This is a genomic window from Gimesia chilikensis (assembly GCF_008329715.1).
Taxonomy (GTDB): domain Bacteria; phylum Planctomycetota; class Planctomycetia; order Planctomycetales; family Planctomycetaceae; genus Gimesia; species Gimesia chilikensis.
Genome location: NZ_VTSR01000007.1, coordinates 473401 through 494570, shown reverse-complemented (window position 1 = coordinate 494570; position 21170 = coordinate 473401). Strand labels below are relative to the sequence as shown.

Genomic DNA, 21170 nt, shown 5'->3' with positions numbered 1-21170 from the left:
CCATGCCGGGATGGCCGGAAATTACTCGAGAGCTGCTGCCCCGCCGATGATTTCCAGGATTTCCGATGTAATCTGGGTCTGTCGAGCCCGGTTGTACTGAGCCGACAGGGTTCCCACCATTTCATTCGCATTTTCCGTGGCGCCTTTCATGGCGACCATGCGGGCAATCTGCTCACTCACCGCGGCATCAAGGAAGCACTTAAACAGGCGAGCCTTAAATGCAGTCGGAACAATTTCTTCAAGGATTTCCTGAGCAGAAGGCAGGAATTCATAGTCGTATTGTTCTTCCGAATCCGTCTCGGAGGTTTCCAAGGCACCAATCGGCAGCAGTGAGTGCACGACCGCTTCCTGTCGGGAAGACGAGATGAATTCGGTGTAGGCGACGTCGAGTCGATCGATTTTGCCTTCGATGTATTCCGTAATATAACGGCTGGCCAGGTCATCCACTTCTTCAAAGGTCGGACGATCTTCGAAGTGAGTGTAGGTGTTGTCAGCCGTAACTCCCTGGAATTTCAAAAAGCTGATACCACGCTTACCGGAAACTTCCAGACGGACATTTTGCCCTTCATTCTGCAGTTCCTGGTAACGCTTGAGTGCCAGTTTCAAAACGCCGGTGTTGTAACCGCCACACAATCCCCGGTTGGAGGTCAGCACGAGCAGTACCGAGTTCTTTTCGGTTTCGTGTTTTTCCAGCAGGGGATGGTGGAATTCCAGATTTGCCTGGGACAGATCGGCGACAAGCTCGGAAATCTTGCGGGTATAGGCAGCAGCTTCCGCAGCACGGTCCATGGCTTTCTTGAATCGCGCGGTGGCGATCAATTCCATGGTCCGTGTGATCTTACGGATGTTTTTAACTGCCTTTAATCGTTTGACGATGGCACGTGCTTTGGCCATTAGATTCTAAACCTGTTTTCGATTAACTGTGCAAGCAATGAATACGGTAACGAGTCGACTACGCGTTCTTACGCAGGTACTGCTCGACAAAGGTCGCGAGAACCGTTTTGAGCTGCTCGACGGTTTCGTCTTCCAGCTGTCCGGTTTCTGTGATCTTGTCGGTGATCTCGGGATACTGATCGTGGATGAACTGCAGCATCTCGTTTTCGGCGTCCTGAACCTGGTTGATCGGCACTTTGTCGAAGAAACCTTTGGTTCCGGCAAACAGACTGACAACCTGGTCGGCCATTGACATCGGCTTGAACTGAGGCTGTTTCAGCAGTTCAACCATGCGATAACCGCGGTCGAGCTGAGCCTGGGTTGCTTTATCCAGTTCGGTACCCATCTGGGCAAACGCTTCCAGTTCACGGAAGGCCGCCAGGTCGAGTCGCAGACTACCAGAAACACTCTTGGTTGCTTTCGTCTGAGCGTTACCACCCACGCGGGATACACTGATACCCACGTTGATCGCGGGACGAATCCCGGCGAAGAACAGGTCCGGTTCCAGATAGATCTGACCGTCGGTAATCGAAATCACGTTGGTGGGAATGTAGGCAGATACTTCCCCTTCCAGTGTTTCAATGATCGGGAGAGCAGTCATCGAACCACCACCGAGTTCATCACTCAGACGGGCGGAACGTTCCAGCAGACGGCTGTGACAGTAGAATACGTCACCCGGGTAAGCTTCACGTCCGGGAGGACGACGCATCAACAGTGACAGCTGGCGATAAGCCTGTGCCTGCTTGGACAAGTCATCGTAAACGACCAGGGTGTGTTTACCCTGATACATGTAGTATTCTGCGATTGCGGCACCAGCGTAAGGAGCAATGTACTGCAGCGGTGCAGGGTCACTGGAAGACGCGGCGACAACCACTGTGTAGTCCATCGCACCGTGTTCTTCAAGCTGAGCAACAACGCCGGCAATACTGGCGGATCGCTGACCACAGCCGACATACACGCAGATGACGTCCTTCCCCTTCTGGTTCAGAATCGCATCGATGGCGATGGCGGTTTTACCGGTCTTACGGTCACCAATAATCAACTCACGCTGACCACGGCCGATGGGGGTCATGGCATCGATCGCCTTGATCCCGGTAGCCAGAGGCTGTTTCACAGGCTGACGGGCAGCAACACCGGGGGCAGCAACTTCCAGAGGTCTGGATTCCGTTGCCACAATCGGGCCTTTTCCGTCCAGTGGCGCACCCAGCGGGTCAATCACGCGACCCAGCAGGTTATCACTGACAGGCACTGAGAGCAGGGCTCCTGTGCTGCGTACTTCATCACCTTCGGCAATCGAAAGGTAATCACCGAAAATAATGATACCGACCGAGTTCTCTTCAAGGTTGAAGACCTGGCCGCGTACACCATTGGAAAACTCAACCATTTCACCAGACATGGCAGAAGACAGTCCATAGACGCGAGCAATACCATCGCCCACTTCAAGGACCCGCCCCACTTCGCTGGTTTCGATTTCGCCGCGAAAGTCTTCAATTTCCTTCTGGATAACTGAAGCGATCTCGTCCGCTTTGAATTTCATGAATGCTCCTATTGTCCAAACGTCCTCGCAGCTGTTTCAGCCGAGTACGCAGGGAACCATCATAAACTGTGTCATCAACCTGAATCACCAGCCCGCCCAGGACGGTCTGGTCTATGGATGTCTGTAATACCGGGATAAAGCCCAGTGAATCATTCAAACGCTGCCGGATACTGTCTAAAATAGAATCCGAGAGTTCGAAAGCCGATTTGACCACAACGGCCTTTTTACCGGCTTCTTCATCACGCAGTTTGTTGATCTGTGTGTAGATTTGCTGCAACAGATTCAGTCGCTCGTGCCGTCCCAGCACACGCAGGAAATTCGCGAGAAGTTCCGAGGCATGCGGGGCAATCGCCCGATCGATCAGCTTTAAAGATTCCTCTTTGTTAAGCGATCGTGTGGTGAGCATCTTCCCGAACTGGGGATACTGATTCAGTGCAACATTCAGAAATTCAGCAAACTCCTCAATGGCGGAGTCTTTATCGGACTCGGGGACTGAACCAAGAAACGCTTTGGCGTAAACCTTGGCCACCGAAATGGCACCGGGGTCATCCATCACACTTGGAATCCGAGCTTTGACTTGTTCCTGATCGTTCACGCTGATCACAACTCACTGCTAAAGGATGAATACTTCAAACTTGATACAACAGGTTTGAAAAAGTTTTGTCGTTAGTTCAGTTCGAACTTCCGGAAATCTGAGCCAGAGCTTCTTCAACGAGCCGATCACGATCGGACTCGTTGAGGGCACGCCCCAGCACATGCTCGGTAGCATCGATTACGCGGGAATTCATCTGGTCGAACAGATCTTTCAATGCCAGTTCCCGGGCACGTTCGATTTCATCGACCGCATGAGCTTTGATGGACTCTGCTTCCTGGCGTGCCTGTTCGAGAACATCCTGCTTGATGCGATCTGCATCAGAGCGGGCCTCGACCATCATTGCCTGGATTTCGTCCTGAGCAGCTTCGATCTTTCGAGTATGCTCTTTGACCAGTTCTTCAGACTCACGCTGCTTCGATTCTGCATCGCTGATGGCCGTCACAACCCGCTGTTCCCGTTCGTCCAGAGCCTGGATGAGTGGTCCCCAGGCAAATGACTTGAGTACAACGATGAACGCCACGAACACAACGAATGACCATAATGCCAGGTCGGTTTTCCAGTGCAGGGGCGGGCCTGCATGGTGACCTGCGTCTTCTGCTGCATACAAGGATGCATCTGAGCCCAGCAGGGCAGTACCCAGAATCATGCCACCGAATACGAGCAGCATGATCATGCATCGGCTTGAAAAAAGACTTTTAAACATGATCAAAAATCTCACATTGTTGTCTGAAGGAGGTTAAAGATATTGCTCGAAATCACGTCAGCGGTTCATGCCTGACGATTCGACCGTCTGTTCTCTGCCTGAGCAGAATCAGATCAGACAGATAATGAGCGCGAAGAAGGTAGCACCTTCGATCAACGCTGCAGCAATAATCATTGCAGTCTGAATCTTACCACCGGCTTCTGGCTGACGGGCGATTGCTTCTACAGCAGATGCACCGATTTTGCCAATCCCCAGAGCTGCACCAATAATGGTGATACCAGCACCGATGGCACCCAGAGAGATACCAGCTGCCTGTGCTGCTGCAGCACCTTCTTCAGCTGCGCCACCTTCTTGAGCCAATGCTGGAACAGCTGTGGCCAATACAACAACACATGTCACGCACATAATCCGTAAAGCCTGGATCATTGTAATTATCCCCTGACCTTTCTCAACGAGGAACACTCTAGAAATATACACAGCAAGTCTGAGTCAGATACCGACGGACATCTCAGTGAGGATGTACTGCAGTTCCGATAAACAGAGTTGCAAGAAACGCAAAAACATATGCCTGCAGGAATGCAACGAACAGTTCCAGCAGACCAACGAGGACCTGGGCAATGATACTCGATGGCATCACTACGGCCCACATACTTGAATCAGCAGTCAACGCGATGAAGCCGAGGAAGACGGCAATCACGGTATGACCTGCCATAATATTGGCAAACAATCGAATGGCCAGTACAGCATGCTTAATCAGAAAGCCGACCAGCTCGATCACCCAGATCATGGGGACCAGAATAATCTTGAGTAGAAAAGGAAGTTCCATCGACGGTGCCAGCGACATCCAGAAGCGGAAGAAACCCAGTTCTCTGACGCCGTACATGATCACGGCACAGAATGTGGTGAATGCCAGTGCGATCGTCACGTTCAACTCGCCGGTTGCGGAACCCAGCCAGGGAATCGCCCCCAGCAGGTTGCAGATCAGAACGTAGAAGAAGCAGGAGAGAACGAACGGCAGATATTTATCGGCAGGGTGTCCCACCTGTTGTTCGTGGTGGTGACCATGATCGTGATCGTCATCATCGTGGTGATGTCCTTCACCGATGGTCGGCCGGACGACTTCGTCCCGCATGTAGATCACAATGGATTCCCAGAAGTTCCACCAGCGTCCGGTGACGACCTGACCGCCAGCGGCCCGTTTCGCCAGTCCCCGGAAAACAAAGAACAGGAATGCGACTGCGATCAGCTGAAGCAGCATGAATTTCGTAACCTGAAATCCCAAAATGCGTGGCAGCTCAACCTGCAAACCAGTGGGAAGGTCGAAATGAGCGAAATCGCGAACGTGATGGAAGGTATCAGAGTGACCCGCGGCCATTGCTTCAGCTCGATATTAAAAAAATGTTTCTGATCAAAACTCTGTTTACTCTAAACGGCTTCGGCAGAGTACCGAACGAGCAGTAAGGTTTCAACCAATAGAGACGCAAAGTAACAAATCAATAACCAAATCAAAAATTCGGGTAAACCAAAATCAGGTTTGACTTTCAAAATGATCAATGCCCCGAGCCCGACGGTCATCAGTCGCAACAATGTGGAGATACCCACTATGGCAACAGGAGCGATTTCACGATTCAGAAATCCGACCACAGGAAAGAGTATCAGTCCCGGAATCAGACAGAGCAGGGTGGCATAGGTTAAGCCTTCCACTGCCTGGGGGCCAACCAGTCGCTGAGCCGGCAGATAAAGCACTGCAAACAGACCCAACAGTGTCGCGGTAAGGATGCCGCACTGTTTGAAAGCTGAGTCTGATGTCTTTGGCGTTGATTGCATGGTCAGCGGGTAGTGTTGTGTGTATTACTGGCGGTTATCATTCGAGAGATTCAGGAGTCTGTTGCAGACGATTGGTCATCTCTCTGATTTGAATTCTTCTTGTCGATTGACCGATCTTTCCTTTTTCGTTCCTTCTGCTCGGCTTCTTTAGCCATTTGCAGCAAATGCATCATCCCGGCAATAAAACCAAACAGTGCACCAACTGCGGTCAGCCAGGGCAGAGTTCCCCACCGCTTGTCGAGCCAATAACCCAGAAAAGCAGGTAGTACCATTTCCAGACTGACTGTTGTCAGGCGGCTGACCCATTGATGGGCTTCTACCAGGGCAGAACGACCGCGCCGGTCCGGTTGAGGCATGGAGGTTGCTTTCGATGATGTATCAAAAACAGAAGATCGTGTCGCAGTCAGCACGAACCTAAAGGTCCAGTTCGAACTAACTTGTTCAGACTGTAAAGAGATGTCTTCCAGGAGTCAAAGTATCTGCAACCTGAAATATGTGATTACCGGTTTTCTCAAAAATGGCATTCTGGATACGGGGGGTCTATTAGTCATAAGAATAGATCTGTGCTGCCGAGATCTATCTGCAGTTTGCATTCGACAGTTGCAGGAGAGTCTGCTGATCTGAAATCAGTACAACCACTTAGATTCTGGGCAGGACAGGGAATGTGAAACGTATGATCACGTGGGGTTTCGTCGAGCAGGCTCTTGGTCAACTCGATGAATTTTTGATGAGACTAAATTCTTAAGTGATTGTTATATAACAGGATGGCAAACATTCTGATAAGTTTTTGTATAATTGGAAATGCTGCATTAGTTGCTTTTTATCAACGCCCGTGTTAAAACGTGTCCTAACGCTTCAAACATGTTTCATGTGTCAGCCGACATCTCAAACACCGTTCAAACGCGTTTCCAGACCCGGTAATCATCGCTTTACCAGACTGTGTACGACGATTTGTGACTGTTTAGACGTGCAGACTTGAAGGGTAGGGAATCTCAGGACGAACTCTTGGGTTCAGTTCTGGTTCCTGAAAGTGAGAATTACTACTAGTGGCTTTCTGTTCTGGGAGAGTAGCGTCCTGGTCGAAATATTGATTTGACGTTTACAAGGTGTTCATACCATTCGGGCCGTTAGCATCAAAGGATTTATGTGGTCTGCGGCCATAAGAGTGTGTGGAACGGGGCAGATATGCTTTACATTGATCCTGAGTGTCATGGAAGACTAAGAGCATGATCAAGACGCCGACCAGTGTCTTGGTTGATTTTGGGAGTCATTCCAAATGTCCCCAGCGATTCTAAAGTCCCTTGAGAGTCAAACACGTCGCGATTTAGCGGCCACCGCCAAATCTCACGGAATTGCAGGCTGGCACGGTATGCGAAAGCAGGAGCTGGTCAAAGCCATCGCGAAAATCAAGATGGCAAAGTCCAAGCCCAAACGCAAAACCACCACTTCCAGCAATAAAAAATCTACCAGCTCTTCTCCAATCCCTTCTTCTACACCAAACCCGGCAGCTGTTCCGGCTTATCCTTCTCAGAATTCGACCACTCAAACTCCTTCCGAACAACCAGCTCGGATCCAGAAGCTTCTTAAATCGAATGGTCAGAAGCCCCACAGCGACCGCATGCTCCCCACTTCAGAATCGGTTGAGACAAAACTGACCGCACAGGTCAAAGATTCCCACTGGTTAATGGCGAACTGGACGATTACCCAATCCAGCCTGGATCGAGCCAAAGCAGCTCTGGGAGCCTACTGGTATCAGGCCGTTCCGGTGATTCGTGTCTACGACATCACAACCAACGAAAACAGCCGCACCAGCAAAGCCTATGTGAAAGATGTCGAGGTCAAAATTGATTCTGGTCTGTGGTTTGTGCAGATCGATCAACCAGCCCGCTCTTACAAACTGCAACTGGGTTTTGTGACTCCGCAAAACAAGTTCTTCGGACTGGTCTACTCGCACAAACTCACACCTCCGATGCCGGAAGTCTGTGATAAAGGCGGACGGATCAAGCGTCGACTGGATAACAACTATTCCGCAACCCGTTCGCGGCGTTATACGTCTCGCGCGGAAAACGGGAATGGCGTTCCTTCACGACTGGCATTACCTTTAAGTCTGGATCCCAGCGGCGAATCAAACGGTTCCCGTCCGAAACAGTCGAAAAAGGAATTCCACGTTGAAACAGAACTGTTGATTCACGGCACTTCCGATCCCCAGGCAGAAGTGACACTGCTCGGTGAAAAGATCCCGGTCAGCAAGGAAGGGCGTTTTGCCCTGCGGTTGAGCCTGCCCAACGGACGTCAGGTGATTCCTGCAGTCAACACCTCATCCAATAAGCGACGTCAGCAGACGATCGTGCTGGCCATCGAACGGAATACCAAAGATCTGGAACCCGTTCAACTCGACGAATAACAGGAATTTGCGCTCGCCTCGCCAGATGACTGACAGAGTGCGCTTCTCTGTCAGTCGGCGTTGCCGTAATAGACTTCGGTCGTCAAGCCGGTCGCTTCGCGCACTTTACGGGCAATCTCGTCGACCTGTTCTGACTTGAGGGAAGTGACATAAGCTTCCGCGGTACTGCGGGCAATCGTATAGACCTGCACCAGCTTGATCTGTCCTCCAGCAGTGACGAATTCATTCAGACGCGTGCAATAAGCGTCGATTTCCGCATCACTCGGCGGCTCCTCATTCACGAGCATGAACAGGCTCTGAATCACAATTGGCCGCTGTTTTGCAGCTGCGGTGATGTTCTCCAGGATCTGTGAAAATCGGATTTTCGTGCGGTCGATGAGTTTAAAGTACTCTTCCGTTCCCGCATCCAGTTTCGCCCAGACCTCTCCCTGATTCTCGTCGAAAATCTTCAAGGCTGCCTGTGTGCCCGGTCGGTGAAACATGCTCGCATTGCTGATCAGGACCAGCTTCACGTCATCAGCGCCATGCTTGCGCTTGAGATCTGCAACAGCAGCGACAATCTGGTCAAAGTTCTTATAGGTTGTCGGCTCACCATCACCGGAAAAGGCGATGTCATTCAGTCGGCGTAATTCCTGGGGAACGGATTGAAACTTTTCGTCCTGGTAGATCTCACCACTCAGCACGAACTTGAGCATATGATCGAGCTCCTGCAGCAGCTGATCAAAGCCCACGAACCGAGTTTCTGACTCCTCGCGGCGATCCACCTGACAATAGATACAGTCAAAGTTGCAGATTTTGTCCGGATTCAGGTTCACGCCGATAGAAATCCCCTTACTCCGCCGGGATAAAACCGGGTAGACGAACTTATTCTCGTGATAAGTTCGCTGGTGCTGGGAGTGCAGGGGGAGTGAAGAAGTCATGATTCGATTTCCCGTGAAAAAACAGCAGTTCTACCTGTTTTATATGAGTCGTCACCCGGAAAGACAAGAGGCCGCTGGTAAGTTATCGCCCGGCAATGAGTGGAATCGTGAAGTTCAGTCAAATAAAAAACGCGTCGGGAACAGAGATCCGTTCCCGACGCGTTGCAATGTCATTCGATGGAATTGACCTGGATTAGACCTCTTTGGAATCAATCCAGCTCATCATCCGCCGCAGTTCTTTACCAACGGCTTCGATGGGATGCTGCCGATTCAGACGACGGATCGCCTTGAAGGAAGCCTGGTTGGCTTTGTTTTCGAGCAACCAGTTTTTCGCAAATTCACCGGTCTGGATTTCTTCCAGGATCTTCTTCATTTCCTTGCGGGTTTCGTCGGTGATGATCCGCGGACCGCTGGAGTAATCGCCGTATTCAGCAGTGTTGGAAACACTGTACCGCATGTAGTTCAGACCACCCTGGTAGAACAGGTCGACGATCAGTTTGAGTTCGTGCATACATTCGAAGTAGGCCATTTCGGGCTGATATCCGGCTTCAACCAGAGTATCAAAACCGGCTTTAACCAGTTCACTGACACCACCGCAGAGCACAACCTGCTCGCCGAACAGGTCGGTTTCGGTTTCTTCAGCGAAAGATGTTTCGATCACACCACCGCGAGTACCACCGATACCTTTGGCGTAGGCCAGAGCCAGCTGACGGGTGCTTTCAGAAGCCCCTTCAACCAGAGCGATCAGCGAGGGAACACCGCCCCCTTTAACGTATTCGCTGCGAACCAGGTGGCCGGGGCCTTTGGGAGCAACCAAAGCTGCGTCAACGCCAGCGGGCGGAACAACCTGGTTGAAGTGAATATTGAAACCGTGTGAGCAGAGCAGCAGGTTGCCTTTGCTCAGGTTAGGCAGGATGTCGCTCTTGTAGAGATCGCCCTGAACTTCGTCGGGAAGCAGAATGTTGATCAGGTCGCCCTGTTTGGTGGCTTCTGCGATAGAGACCGGTTCGAATCCATGGCTGACGGCCAGATCGTAGTTTTCACTGCCTTTACGCTGACCGATAATGACGTTACAGCCACTGTCGCGAAGGTTTTGAGCTTGAGCGTGTCCCTGGCTTCCGTAGCCGAGGATGGCAATGGTTTTGTCTTTCAACAGCGACAAGTCTGCATCGTCATCGTAATAAATTGTTACTGCCATAATCCTGATCTCTTGTATTGTTGTAAGGCGGTTAGAAGCAGAACCGGATCCGCTTCTACAAAAGGGAACTTGAACAGCCACACATTGATTCGAACGAAGTTCGGAACACAACAGGCCGTCCAGAGAGAACAAAACAACCGTGATTCACATTTTTGTCTGTTCGCGGCGGATTCTTAAGCTGTTTCCACAGGTTCCTCAGAGGGAGCTTCTGCTTTCACGACTTCAGAGCGTAACAGGGCAATCCGACCTGTACGAACCATTTCAAGAATCCCAAACGGTCGCATCACGTCAATAAATGCATTGATCTTCGATTCCTGACCGGAAATCTCGATCATTACGTTTTCGGTGCTCACGTCAACGATTTTCGCACGGAAAATTTCGACTAATTCGCGAATTTCTGAGCGGGTTTTTCCGGGAGTCGCCACTTTCATCAGCATCAGATCACGTTCGACAAAGTCCTGTCCGGAAAAATCGACCACTTTCACTACGGTAACCAGCTTTTCCAGCTGTTTTCTGACCTGATCCAGCTTGTTGTAATCGCCGACGACAAAAGTAATTCGGGAAAACTGGGGTTCTTCGGTTTCACCGACCGCCAGACTCTCAATGTTAAAAGAGCGTGAGGCCAGCATGCCTGAAATCTGGGCCAGGACACCCGGTTGATTCATGACCAGAGCAGAAAGAACGTGTTTCATCCCAAAACCTTAATCCGTGTACAATCAGAAACTCAAAAATACGTGACAAGTGATTGAAGCATACAGTCTAGTCGCGGCAGTGAGTCGCGGCAAGTCCCGCAGTCGATAACTCTCAGACTCGGCTTATGATCAGGACGATTAGACCGGTTATGCCTCTACCTTACTTCCGGAACAGACAGGTTTCCCCCCGAATGGGTTCATTTGCGAAGAAAACCCCGTGACTCGGGCATTTTCGCCAGTTCACGAAGCAGGGGTTTTGACAGCCAGCCTGGACTCTGTTTTAATAAATACCCGAAACAAGCGGAATTTGGCCCTCTGATGAAGAAGAGCGAGAGCACGGATGACTCAAAACTGGCGATTTGCCCCCCACGATGAATCTCAGGTACGCCGCCTCAGTTCTGAAATGCGGATTTCTCCCCTCCTGGCCCAGGTTTTGATCGCCCGCGGGCTCCAGGATGTGGGCACCGCCCGCAGTTTTATCAACGCCCGCATGAATGAGCTGCTAGATCCCTGTAGTATGCCCGGCATCGAAGAAGCAGCCGACCGCGTGATCGCCGCCTTGAACTCTAAACGTCGGATCACTATCTACGGCGACTATGACGTCGATGGCATGACCGCCACCAGTATTCTGCTGCAGTGCATCACCCTGGCTAATGGTCAATGTGACTATTTCATTCCCAACCGCCTGGATGATGGCTACGGCCTGAACTGTGATGCCATTCGCGAATTACACGAAGAAGATCCCGAGCGGCTGTTAATTACCGTCGACTGTGGAATCACCAGTGTCACAGAGGCTGCTCTCGCAAAAGAACTTGGCCTGGAACTGATCATCACAGATCACCATCAGATGGATGAAGAGCTGCCGGCTGCGGCCTGCCTCGTACATCCCCGTCTCCCCGGAGGCGACTATGAATTTCCTCACCTCTGCGGTGCCGGTGTCGCTTTGAAACTGGCCTGGGCCGTTTGTCAGAAACTGGGGGATGGCCAGAAAGCCTCTCCTCAGATGCGCGAGTTCCTCAAGTGTGCCGTCGGATTGGCTGCGATTGGTACCATCGCCGATGTGGTTCCCCTGGTTGGTGAAAATCGGATTATTGTCCGCTACGGACTCGGGGCACTCGCAGAACTAGCTCCCCTGGGACTGCAGGAGCTGATGAAGGTCGCGGAGATCAAAACCGGTCAGCCGCTCGATACCGAAGACATCGGCTTTGCCATCGCGCCCCGACTGAATGCCGCCGGTCGACTGGGGCAGGCCCGCCTGGCAGTAGAACTGCTCACCACCAGTAATCGGGAACGGGCCGTGCAACTGGCACTCTACCTGGATGAACTCAATAAAAACCGTCGTACGGTGGAACGCCGGATTCTTAAACAGGCACGCGAGATGGTCGAAGAGAACGCCGAGTGGGAAGAGCACCAGACCCTGGTCCTCGCCCATCCGGACTGGCACCCCGGCGTGATCGGCATCGTTGCGAACCGAGTCGCCGAACATTTTGAAAAACCAACGGTCTTGATCGCTCTTGAAGCCGCGACCCGTACCGGTCAGGGATCGGCGCGATCCTTCGCCGGCTTTGATCTGCATGCCGGTTTCTCATCCTGTGCCGAGCACCTGATGCGTTTCGGCGGTCACCAGGCTGCCGCAGGCTTGCGCATCGAAGAAGATAAAATCGAAGACTTTCGCCAGGCGTTCGCTGCCTATGCAGCGACGGCGCCACCACCGTCAGACGACGATCTGCTGGTGAAGATTGACGCGGAAGTCTGTCTGAACGAAATCACGAAACAGGCGGTTCTGGAACTGGATTGCCTGGGCCCGTTCGGGCAGGAGAATCCGCGACCCCAGTTTGTCGCCACCCGGGTCGAACTGGCCGAGCCTCCCAAAACGATGGGAGAAGGGGGACGGCACCTTTCGCTGGTCTTCCAGCAGCACAAAACCCGCATTCGTGCCATCGCCTTCGGCAAAGGGGAGTGGGCCAGCCAGATGGAAGAAGCCGGCGGTCCTTTTTCGATCAGCTTCGCTCCGAATATCAACCGCTTTCGTGGCTTTGAAAGCGTTCAGCTCCAACTGAAGGACTGGATCTCCGAGACAGCGGACACTCCCGTTACTTCCTGAGTAGACGGCCGCTTATCAGTCCTCACTGATCAGCTCAACACCCGAGATCAGGGGGACTGCTTGAGAACCACGAACAGACTTGAATTCCAGCACCAGCTGATCAGCTACAACCACTCCGGGGATTTCCTTGACCAGGCTCCGCATGGGCTGACCAGTCTCGGCCAGAATGTCGAAGTCCTGCAGCACCCGTTCTCCCTGCAGGAATACATCAAACTTTCGTTCCCCGATTTTGAGTTTCATGTTCGGTTCATTGAAGGTCAGACGAACTGAATAGCGTCTGGCATTTTCATTCGTTTTCGCTGCGACATCTTCAGCACGGTTCTCAACCGGTGACTCTTTCTTTTTCAGTACCAGCCGCGCCGATCCGGAAGTCGGTCCCCGATAAGAGCGGGCCGTGCGTGTGCCCGTACCGGTGATGATCAATGAAATCGGATTGCCCGGTTTCCAGCCGGGCTGCTGGCGAATTTCATCCAGAATGGGTTTCAGATCGGGTGTCCGTTGTGCTTCTCCAGCAGCATCCACCTTGGTCCAGGCAGGAGGCGACCAGGCAACGACAGCCCGCGTCCGTTTGCGGCTGGAGAGGTTGTGTTTTGCTTCCATCAGCGGTTTCGAATTAACTGTCAGCTCGCCCTGGATTTTCAGCTGGCACTCTTTCTTACCCGTCTCATCGACAGTGAATTGAATATAGGCTGCATCCAGTTCATCAGCGCGCGACAGGGGGATATCGGTGAAACGAATCGCTACGACCTGGGGATCACCGCCATCCATCGTCAGCTCCAGATCGCTGCTGTTCATGCTGACGTTCCCCTTGGAGTTCTCCTCGGCGTCATCGTCTACACTGGCCACCGGAATGCCTTCTCCTTGTTTAGCCGAATCCTCCTGGCGGATGGCAATCGTAATCTTCTGCGGATCTTCTATGCCGGAAGCAGCGACCCAGCTCAATCCCGGTTTCGACGGCGAATCGTTGATTTTAAGTGAATGGTGGCGGAAGGTACGATAGTTTTTGTTCGCGATGGTGACGGCTAAATCGGGAGACTCCCCACCCACGCTGGGATAATCCAGCCAGAGAGTACCGGTGTCTGCCCTGCGATCTCCGGGGGCACCGAAATTGATCCCCGCCTGTTTCACCACTCCCGTCGATTCCGCAGCGTCCTGTAACTGACTGTTGGTCCAGATTTCGATTTCAGGCATATGAATCAACGCCAGGGAAGTCTGGTTCTGATAGGAGCAACTGCAGGTGCGCGTGTAGTCGGGTGCATTCAACACGCCGTTCGCCACAACCAGGTTCGAAGTACAACTCGATTTGAACCCGCCGAAATTTCCGGTTCCACTCTGGTTGGCCAGATCATAAAATCCCGCAGCCCCAGATCGGAACGTCAGCAGATTCTCACTGGCGATCACATAATTGCAACCATAGGTACGGGAAAACTTCAGGGGCTCTTTTTCGCGGGTAATTGGATTCGTAATCGTGTAAGGACTACCGTCCCTGATGTGAAAGGCGCCCCCTGATACCTGATACGAATTAGCCGAAGTGATAATCAGATCGTTGTGCAGCACCAGCGGACCGGTATATTTCTGATCCTTCTTTTGCCAGAGGATGGAGCCGTCATCGGCCTGGTAGGCAATCATTCCCTGGCCCACTTCGTCACTGAGGCGATCGCTGGCCCGGGCACCGGCCTGCAACAGCAGATCATGTTTTTCAGAGTAGCCCAGCCAGGAACCAAAAATGCTTTCCTTCGTCGACCAGAGTTCCTTCCCGGTCTGCAGATCCAGGCAGAGAATGCGATACTGTGAAGGATCAGCCATGCCGCGCCGCGACAGTTTTTTCTCTGCACTCGCTGGGAGTTTGTCGAGGCAGTACAACCGATTCCGTCCTGCAACGATTCCGTTGTGTAAGAATGAATGCACGGCATCGACCTGCCAGAGCTTTTCCCCCGACCGACGATCAAAGGCGATCAACCCCCGACTGGCCGACAAGTCAGTTGCCGCGGGGCCATCCTTGCCTGCTTTCTCCTCAACTTTTTTGCCGTAATGAGCAAATCCATTTCCGGCCAGCAGGATATCCTGGTCTACAGCAATAAAGGCCCAGTCTTTTTTAGGATCCGGCAGTTTGATGATGCGTTGCGTCTGCCCATCAACGGCACTCAGTACATGGCACTCCGGACCAATGGCCAGATAGACCTCTTCCGCTGTGGCGATATAGTTTGTACCGCGGGCGTTCGCACCGGGAATATGTTTCTGGTTGTATTGTGTACTCAATGGTGTGTCGGCATAAGTCGAATTGAAATAGATGCCAAACGTGCCCAGGTCGTCAAATTCACGTCTCCAGAGTACTGCCCCCGTGTAGACGTCGCGGGCACTCAGGCTGTTCATGCCTTCCAGGAATGTGCGACCGCCGATGACCTGCTCAGGCGGGCCATGCCCGTGTCGCGGGAGTACATCGTCGTGCGAATTACCGCCAAACCAGAGGACACCTAACGGCAGTTTAACTCGCTTGTCATTCGATTTCACACTATTCGCGATATCCCCATACTGGTGTGTCCAGTCGGCCGAGTCAGGCAGTGCCCCCACTCGGCGAATGAGGAGACCATCGGCCAGTTCAGTCAACTCAGCTTTAGGAAGCTGCGCCTGACCGATCATATTCTTGAGAGACTCGAAATGCTCGTCTGCTGCAGGAATCCAGATGACACCGCCATACGGGCGAACCGAACGATAAATTTGCTGCAGGGAGGCACTCGTCAGCAATTCCACCTGCGGAGCGCTGACGATCGTCACCCGGGCAATGTGCTGTGGTGCCTGGAAACTTTCAGGAGTTCCCTGGTGAACCGAGATACGCGTGCCATATTCCCCGCGAGCATCGAAACGTTTGCGGAGAGCAGTGACACGCTGCGCATCAGGCTCCAGTACCACCAGTTGTAATGGAGAGAGTCGCAGGAAAGCGTCCAGTAAATCAGGATTATCTCCGCCCACACAAACGGCATACCCGGTACGGGTTTCGGTCTGTTTCAGAATCCTGGCAGCTAGTTCCGTTGCAGCGGGATCGACGGCTGGTTTCGTTTCAGGTTTAGTATCCGCGACGTTTGACTCACTCTGCTCTCCCGGTGCGGCGAACGCCATGATATCGCCCTCCTGAGTGACCGCGAAGAGCCTGTTATCTGCAGCCAGTAAACGAGCGACGCTTCCGGTAATGGGGTGTTGCCAGGCAACCTGCGGTTTGGCTTCTGGACTGGCCGGCAGTTCGATAGCGGAAAGCGTCTGCTCACCCACTGCGTAGAGACGATTTCCGGCTCGGATCAGATCTCCCTGTCCATCGACGGGGAGAGACCAGAGTGCCTTATGCTGGCGATTAAAGGCTTCCAGCACCGGCTGTTTATCTTTGAGACTGGCGGAATAGATCTGTTCGTCGTGGAGTACCGGTTCATTGTGCACGTACAGGTTGGGCAATCCGGTTTCCAGATTGTAAGCGCGAACTCCCCGATAGCGGGTATGCACAAAGAATTCTTTCTCGCCTGAAATCACGAACGATCCGCCGTTCCCTTTGCCTCCCAGGTGAAAGTATTTCAGCTCGCCGGTCTTACGATCCAGGGCTGCTGGTACAGAACGACCGCCGGGCACCAATAGCAGTTCTTCAGTTGCCACGAGCGTGCCCTGTGGCGCCACACCCGCAAAAGAAGGGGCGCTATGCGGCTGTTTGATGTAGCTGGCGCTGGTCGAGTCATTCACCCAGGTGACCGCTCCAGTCTCTGCATCCAGGGCATAAATGAACGTCCCCATAAACGGCCAGATACTGGCTGCGAAGTAAATCTGATCGTCGTATAAAACAGGACCGCCACGGGCAGGCCAGGCAGAAATCACCCGCTGATTTCCCAATGTCTTCTGCGCCGCTGGCGCGCCACGAAACTTCCAGATCAAAGTTCCGTCGCTGCTGTTGAGGCAATAGAGGTGTCCGTCATCACTGACCAGGTAGACCCGGTCTTCCGTCGCAACCGGCGAAAAACGAACGGGACCATCGGTGAAGTACGTCCAGAGCGTCTCCCCGGTCCGAGTATCCAGAGCGACGAGTTTATCGGCGTCGTTAAACCCGACAAACATCCGCTGGCCAAAGACGACCGGTTCAAAGATTTTGTCGTACGTCATCAGGTCATTGTTCAACGGATCATCCCAGACCTGTTTCCGGGGGCTGAATTTCCGGGTCCAGACAGGCGTCAACTGGTCGGGCAGGGCATCAGGCGAGGAAGCAGTATGTCCGGCGTCGTAACGCCACATCGGCCAGTCGCCTGCATCTAGAACTGGGACGTTATAGAGACAGGCCATCACACAGAACAGGATCGGCACGCAAGATATAGAACGAGTCATAGAAATGATTTTCATGGTTAACACACTCAAAAACGCCCGACCAGTCTCTGGACGGAGACGTTGTTATTGCTGTTCGCTCGATTTGAGATTCACATACAGGGTCGCACAGCCCCAGAGAAACATGAGCACACCCGACGACTTGAAAAACCAGGCCAGGCCCTCATCCAGGAAACCGAAAATAAACAATCCAGCACCGCCGACAATCACCAGCAGGTCATCTTTATGTTTTTTCATCTGCTGACGCAGACTCGACAGGAGCAACATGTCATCTTTCAGTAAGAAAATCGTTAAACTGGAGAAAAAGTTGAGCAAAACGGACTTACTCTCGCCTCTAACTTACTAAGGGTGAATCAGCATTTCATGAACTTTCATAAAATATTTCAAGATCAGAGCTTCTGTAACGAATTTCGATCTGACCGGTTCTGGCGTCGGGACCGGGAACGCCCTTGTATTGCTGCAAGCTCATTGTACAATTGACTATATGTAATCAAGCCATTTCTGGCAATCATTTCTTTCAGACTGAATGAATCCGTTGTCCGTTTATCATTAAGGACTGCACCCGTGTTAAGTGCCAGCGAAAATCAGCACAACCGAGGTAATCAGGCGGGCAGTCTGCTACTGGCAGCACTATTTCTGATCTGCCAGCAGTCGATCATTGTCGCCACGGAAAAGTCTGCAGCCGACAGTGAACCACAGCGGCTGGCCGGCCAGATCGATCAGTTCATCCGAGAAGCCCACCAACGTGAACTGGTTCAGATCGCCCCTCGTGCTTCAGATGCAGAATTCATGAGGCGGGTCTACCTGGATCTGTCCGGCAAAATTCCACCGGTAGCGGAAGTACGCCAGTTTCTGGCAGATACCACTCCCAATAAGCGGTCTCAGTTAATTGAACGCTTATTGGACAGTCCGGGGTTCGTGGTCCACTTCACCAGCCTCTGGCGGGAGATCCTGATCCCCGAAGCCGGCACAGATCCATTTGCACGACAACAGGTACCGGAATTCGAAGCCTGGCTGCGAACTCAACTGAGAAACGACACTTCCTACGCTGCCTTGGCTCAAGCCATCATAGGTGCGCCCTTTGATCAGGACGCAGCACAGGCAGAGACAATGGAACCCACTCCGCGGGCTTTCTATGTGGCTAAGCAGCTCAAACCAGAGAGTCTGGCTGCCAGTACTTCCCGTGCCTTTCTGGGAGTTCGGATTGAATGTGCCCAGTGTCATGATCATCCTTTTGATACCTGGAAGCAGGAGCAGTTCTGGAAGTTCGCGGCTTTCTTTGCCAATTTCGATCAGTCCCAACAGAATAATCTGATTACTGGATTCAGCTTGAGAGAAGTTACCGGCAAACCCGCGATCAAAATTCCCGATACAAATCGACTGGTCGAAGCCAGCTTTCTGAACGGAAAAGAGATCGACTGGGAGCAGAATCAGCGTGGGCCCCGGGAACGGCTATCGGAATGGATCACATCTTCACAGAACCCCTATTTTGCCAGGGCGTCGGTCAATCGAATCTGGAGTCTGTTCTTTGGTCGAGGCATCGTGGACCCGGTCGATGATTTTTCTGCGACCAACCCCGCTTCGCATCCGGAACTGCTGGATGCCATGGCACGTGCCTTCCAGCAACATGATTACGATCTGAAATATCTGATTCGCGAAATCACGAATTCTGAGACCTATCAACTCACCAGTCGCCAGACCGATCCCAGCCAGTCTCGTGCACAATGGTATGGAAAAATGCCGACACGGGGGCTGACCTCAGAACAGATCTTTGCCAATCTGGTCCAGGCAACGGGGTTCTTCCGTCAGACTACAGAAACGGATCCACGATTGATCGCGGGAGGCACGAATTCTCCCCAGGCGGAAATTTACGAACTGTTTCAATCGGAGGCCGAAAACCAGTTGGAACCCCGGGCTACGATCTTGCAGGCGCTGGCCCTGATGAACGGCACCTTTATTACCAATGCGACCAGTCTGGAAGAGTCCGATGTGTTTACCGCGATAGTGGATTTTCCGGGGCAGTCGGTCGAACAGAAAATCGAAGCTTTTTATTTGTCCACGCTTTCCCGGCCTCCCACTTCGGCAGAACAAAACAGACTGAAATCGTATATCACAGCGAGTGAAGACCAGACGGACGCCTATGCGAATCTGTTCTGGGCCCTGTTAAACAGTAGTGAGTTTTTATTGAATCATTAACACATGACCGCATCCGCCAGGACAATCTGTTGCTACCTGACCGCAGCTCTGCTCGGACTGGTCCCGTTGCGTATCAGTCTGGCAGGAGAGGTTGCAGGCTCAACGCCGCAGGCAGCAACGTCCCAGCGGATTCTACTTCTGGCACCCTCAGCACCCGTTGTGATTGCCGTTAACATTCAGGTTGATGAAGCCGATTTCTGTGCGACGACGACCGATTACATTGAACGGCTCTTTACCTCACTGGACCGTAACGAGGATCAGTTCATTGACCAGACCGAGATGGAAAACGTCCCGGCATTCGGTATCCGCCTGTTTGATCAAGGAAGCCCGGCAGAACGACTGCAATTACTGGATGTGGCGCCCCGGGACCAGAAGTTAAGCATCGGGGAATTTGCGACTTATATTCACCGGGCCCAGGGTTCTGCTTTTCGCATCGCGGGGGCTCCCACACGAACCTCCCAGGTGATCGAGCTCTTTCGCAAACTGGATTATAATGGCGATGGTTCCGTAAGTGATGCGGAATTCGAAGCCAGCTCCCGCGCGTTGACCCAGTTCGATCGTGATGAAGATGAAGTGCTGAATCTGGCGGAACTTCGCCCATTTAATGCGAATCAGACTCAAACCGTGGTTGGAGGAGGTCAGGGGGAAACCGAGACGCCCTTCCGGCAGTTGGACAATGACCGCTCGATTCGCCAGGCGGTTGATGAACTGTTGAAAAAATATGTTGAACACGCCAATCCGAAGCAGGATGCCCTGGCTCTGGCCTGTTTCAGTTCCACCAGCAGTGGGGCATCCCCGATTCAGGATTTCGATCAGGACGCGGATGGTTATTTGAATCGAGAGGAGATGTCGGCCTGGCTGCATCATCCCGTAAGTGATCTGCAACTGGATATGGCACTCCCGCGGCAGAAAGCATTCCGACCCACGCTCAAATTCGTCAGTAAGCAGACGCCCCGCGTTACCGAGGTTGAATCCCCGTCCCGTTCGCGACTGCAGTTGCGGCTCGACAGTCTGCAACTCGAATTTCGCGTCAAGAGTTCGCGGCACATGCTGGCCGACAATGTCCGTTTCTACCAGACTCGTTTTCGCGTTGTTGACAGTGATAAAAATGGTTATCTGTCTCCAAACGAATTCATGCAGTTGAATATCCCCGGTGCCGACTATCAGAAAGCGGACAAGGATCAGGATGAAATGCTGCACAAAGAAGAGCTGACCGACTACCTGATTCAGAAAACGTCTTCCGTACAGAACCAGGTGGTGATGACCGTCAGCAACGATGGCAAATCCCTGTTTGAAATTCTCGACGCCGATCTGGATCGACGCTTGAGCCCTCGCGAACTCAAAAACAGTCTCAAGCGAGTGCGGGAGTATGATAAAAACCGGGACCAGTCACTGGATCCTGCAGAATTACGAGGACATTTCAAACTGACATTTGAACTCGGGAAACCGCAATTGTTTCAGTTTGATCCACGGATGGATTCCATGGCAATGAACCAGAACAGTACAATCCCTCGTACCATTTCCGGACCACGCTGGTTTCAACGCATGGATCGCAACCGGGATGGGGACATATCGGAACGGGAATTTCTGTTCGACGCAGCCACATTTAAACGACTGGACCAGAATCAGGACCACCTGATCAGCGCCGATGAGGCGGAGGCCTTCTCCCCGAAATCGGATTAGTATCGCAGACAAATCAACGGACTAA

The 21170-nt window shown here is 52.5% G+C and carries 17 protein-coding genes; 4 read left to right on the top strand and 13 right to left on the bottom strand.

Going from position 1 to position 21170, the window contains the following annotated elements:
- Positions 1 to 21 precede the first annotated feature (21 nt).
- From atpG to FYZ48_RS11655, 8 genes are all read right to left on the bottom strand, one after another.
- Complete coding sequence (atpG, locus tag FYZ48_RS11690) at positions 22 to 894, bottom strand: ATP synthase F1 subunit gamma (RefSeq protein WP_149340500.1); 873 nt, start codon at positions 892 to 894, stop codon at positions 22 to 24.
- A 58-nt stretch (positions 895 to 952) separates the two neighbouring features.
- The gene (gene atpA, locus FYZ48_RS11685; RefSeq protein ID WP_145041306.1) at positions 953 to 2470 is read right to left on the bottom strand and encodes a F0F1 ATP synthase subunit alpha; all 1518 of its coding nucleotides are present in this window, start codon (positions 2468 to 2470) and stop codon (positions 953 to 955) included.
- On the bottom strand, positions 2421 to 3065 hold the full coding sequence (gene atpH / locus FYZ48_RS11680; protein WP_145041305.1) for an ATP synthase F1 subunit delta: 645 nt from the start codon (positions 3063 to 3065) through the stop codon (positions 2421 to 2423). The genes atpA and atpH overlap by 50 nt, the downstream gene beginning before the upstream one ends.
- A gap of 76 nt (positions 3066 to 3141) precedes the next feature.
- Positions 3142 to 3732: a F0F1 ATP synthase subunit B gene (gene atpF, locus FYZ48_RS11675; RefSeq protein WP_187781984.1), complete on the bottom strand. Its 591-nt coding sequence runs from the start codon at positions 3730 to 3732 to the stop codon at positions 3142 to 3144.
- A gap of 144 nt (positions 3733 to 3876) precedes the next feature.
- Positions 3877 to 4071 carry an ATP synthase F0 subunit C gene (gene atpE, locus FYZ48_RS29880; RefSeq protein WP_145046274.1) on the bottom strand — a complete coding sequence of 65 codons (195 nt, stop codon included), beginning with the start codon at positions 4069 to 4071 and terminating at the stop codon, positions 3877 to 3879.
- Positions 4072 to 4276: 205 nt separating this feature from the next.
- Complete coding sequence (gene atpB, locus FYZ48_RS11665) at positions 4277 to 5026, bottom strand: F0F1 ATP synthase subunit A (protein WP_232105119.1); 750 nt, start codon at positions 5024 to 5026, stop codon at positions 4277 to 4279.
- 167 nt (positions 5027 to 5193) lie between these two features.
- Positions 5194 to 5595, bottom strand: a complete 402-nt coding sequence (locus FYZ48_RS11660; RefSeq protein WP_149340498.1) for a hypothetical protein — start codon at positions 5593 to 5595, stop codon at positions 5194 to 5196.
- 50 nt (positions 5596 to 5645) lie between these two features.
- Positions 5646 to 5951, bottom strand: coding sequence for an AtpZ/AtpI family protein (locus FYZ48_RS11655; protein WP_149340496.1), 306 nt, complete (start codon positions 5949 to 5951; stop codon positions 5646 to 5648).
- A gap of 920 nt (positions 5952 to 6871) precedes the next feature.
- Here FYZ48_RS11655 and FYZ48_RS11650 point away from each other — a divergent pair.
- Positions 6872 to 7999, top strand: a complete 1128-nt coding sequence (locus FYZ48_RS11650) for a DUF4912 domain-containing protein (protein WP_149340494.1) — start codon at positions 6872 to 6874, stop codon at positions 7997 to 7999.
- A gap of 50 nt (positions 8000 to 8049) precedes the next feature.
- On the opposite strand, the gene FYZ48_RS11645 is transcribed toward FYZ48_RS11650, so the two are convergent.
- From FYZ48_RS11645 to ilvN, 3 genes are all read right to left on the bottom strand, one after another.
- Positions 8050 to 8919: a radical SAM protein gene (locus FYZ48_RS11645; protein WP_149340492.1), complete on the bottom strand. Its 870-nt coding sequence runs from the start codon at positions 8917 to 8919 to the stop codon at positions 8050 to 8052.
- 193 nt (positions 8920 to 9112) lie between these two features.
- On the bottom strand, positions 9113 to 10117 hold the full coding sequence (ilvC, locus tag FYZ48_RS11640; protein WP_145185355.1) for a ketol-acid reductoisomerase: 1005 nt from the start codon (positions 10115 to 10117) through the stop codon (positions 9113 to 9115).
- A 173-nt stretch (positions 10118 to 10290) separates the two neighbouring features.
- Entirely contained in the window at positions 10291 to 10809 is a 519-nt protein-coding gene (ilvN, locus tag FYZ48_RS11635; RefSeq protein ID WP_145185352.1) for an acetolactate synthase small subunit, read from the bottom strand.
- Positions 10810 to 11149: 340 nt separating this feature from the next.
- Between ilvN and recJ the strand changes: the two genes are divergently transcribed.
- Positions 11150 to 12913: a single-stranded-DNA-specific exonuclease RecJ gene (recJ, locus tag FYZ48_RS11630; RefSeq protein WP_149340490.1), complete on the top strand. Its 1764-nt coding sequence runs from the start codon at positions 11150 to 11152 to the stop codon at positions 12911 to 12913.
- A gap of 15 nt (positions 12914 to 12928) precedes the next feature.
- Here the strand turns inward: recJ and FYZ48_RS11625 are convergent, their stop codons facing one another.
- Together FYZ48_RS11625 and FYZ48_RS11620 are read right to left on the bottom strand one after the other, a co-directional pair.
- Entirely contained in the window at positions 12929 to 17269 is a 4341-nt protein-coding gene (locus tag FYZ48_RS11625) for an outer membrane protein assembly factor BamB family protein (RefSeq protein ID WP_187781983.1), read from the bottom strand.
- Positions 17270 to 17332: 63 nt separating this feature from the next.
- Positions 17333 to 17533, bottom strand: a complete 201-nt coding sequence (locus FYZ48_RS11620) for a hypothetical protein (protein ID WP_149340486.1) — start codon at positions 17531 to 17533, stop codon at positions 17333 to 17335.
- Positions 17534 to 17830: 297 nt separating this feature from the next.
- Between FYZ48_RS11620 and FYZ48_RS11615 the strand changes: the two genes are divergently transcribed.
- Positions 17831 to 19462, top strand: coding sequence for a DUF1549 and DUF1553 domain-containing protein (locus tag FYZ48_RS11615; RefSeq protein ID WP_149340484.1), 1632 nt, complete (start codon positions 17831 to 17833; stop codon positions 19460 to 19462).
- A gap of 3 nt (positions 19463 to 19465) precedes the next feature.
- Complete coding sequence (locus FYZ48_RS11610) at positions 19466 to 21145, top strand: EF-hand domain-containing protein (protein ID WP_149340482.1); 1680 nt, start codon at positions 19466 to 19468, stop codon at positions 21143 to 21145.
- Positions 21146 to 21170 lie beyond the last annotated feature (25 nt).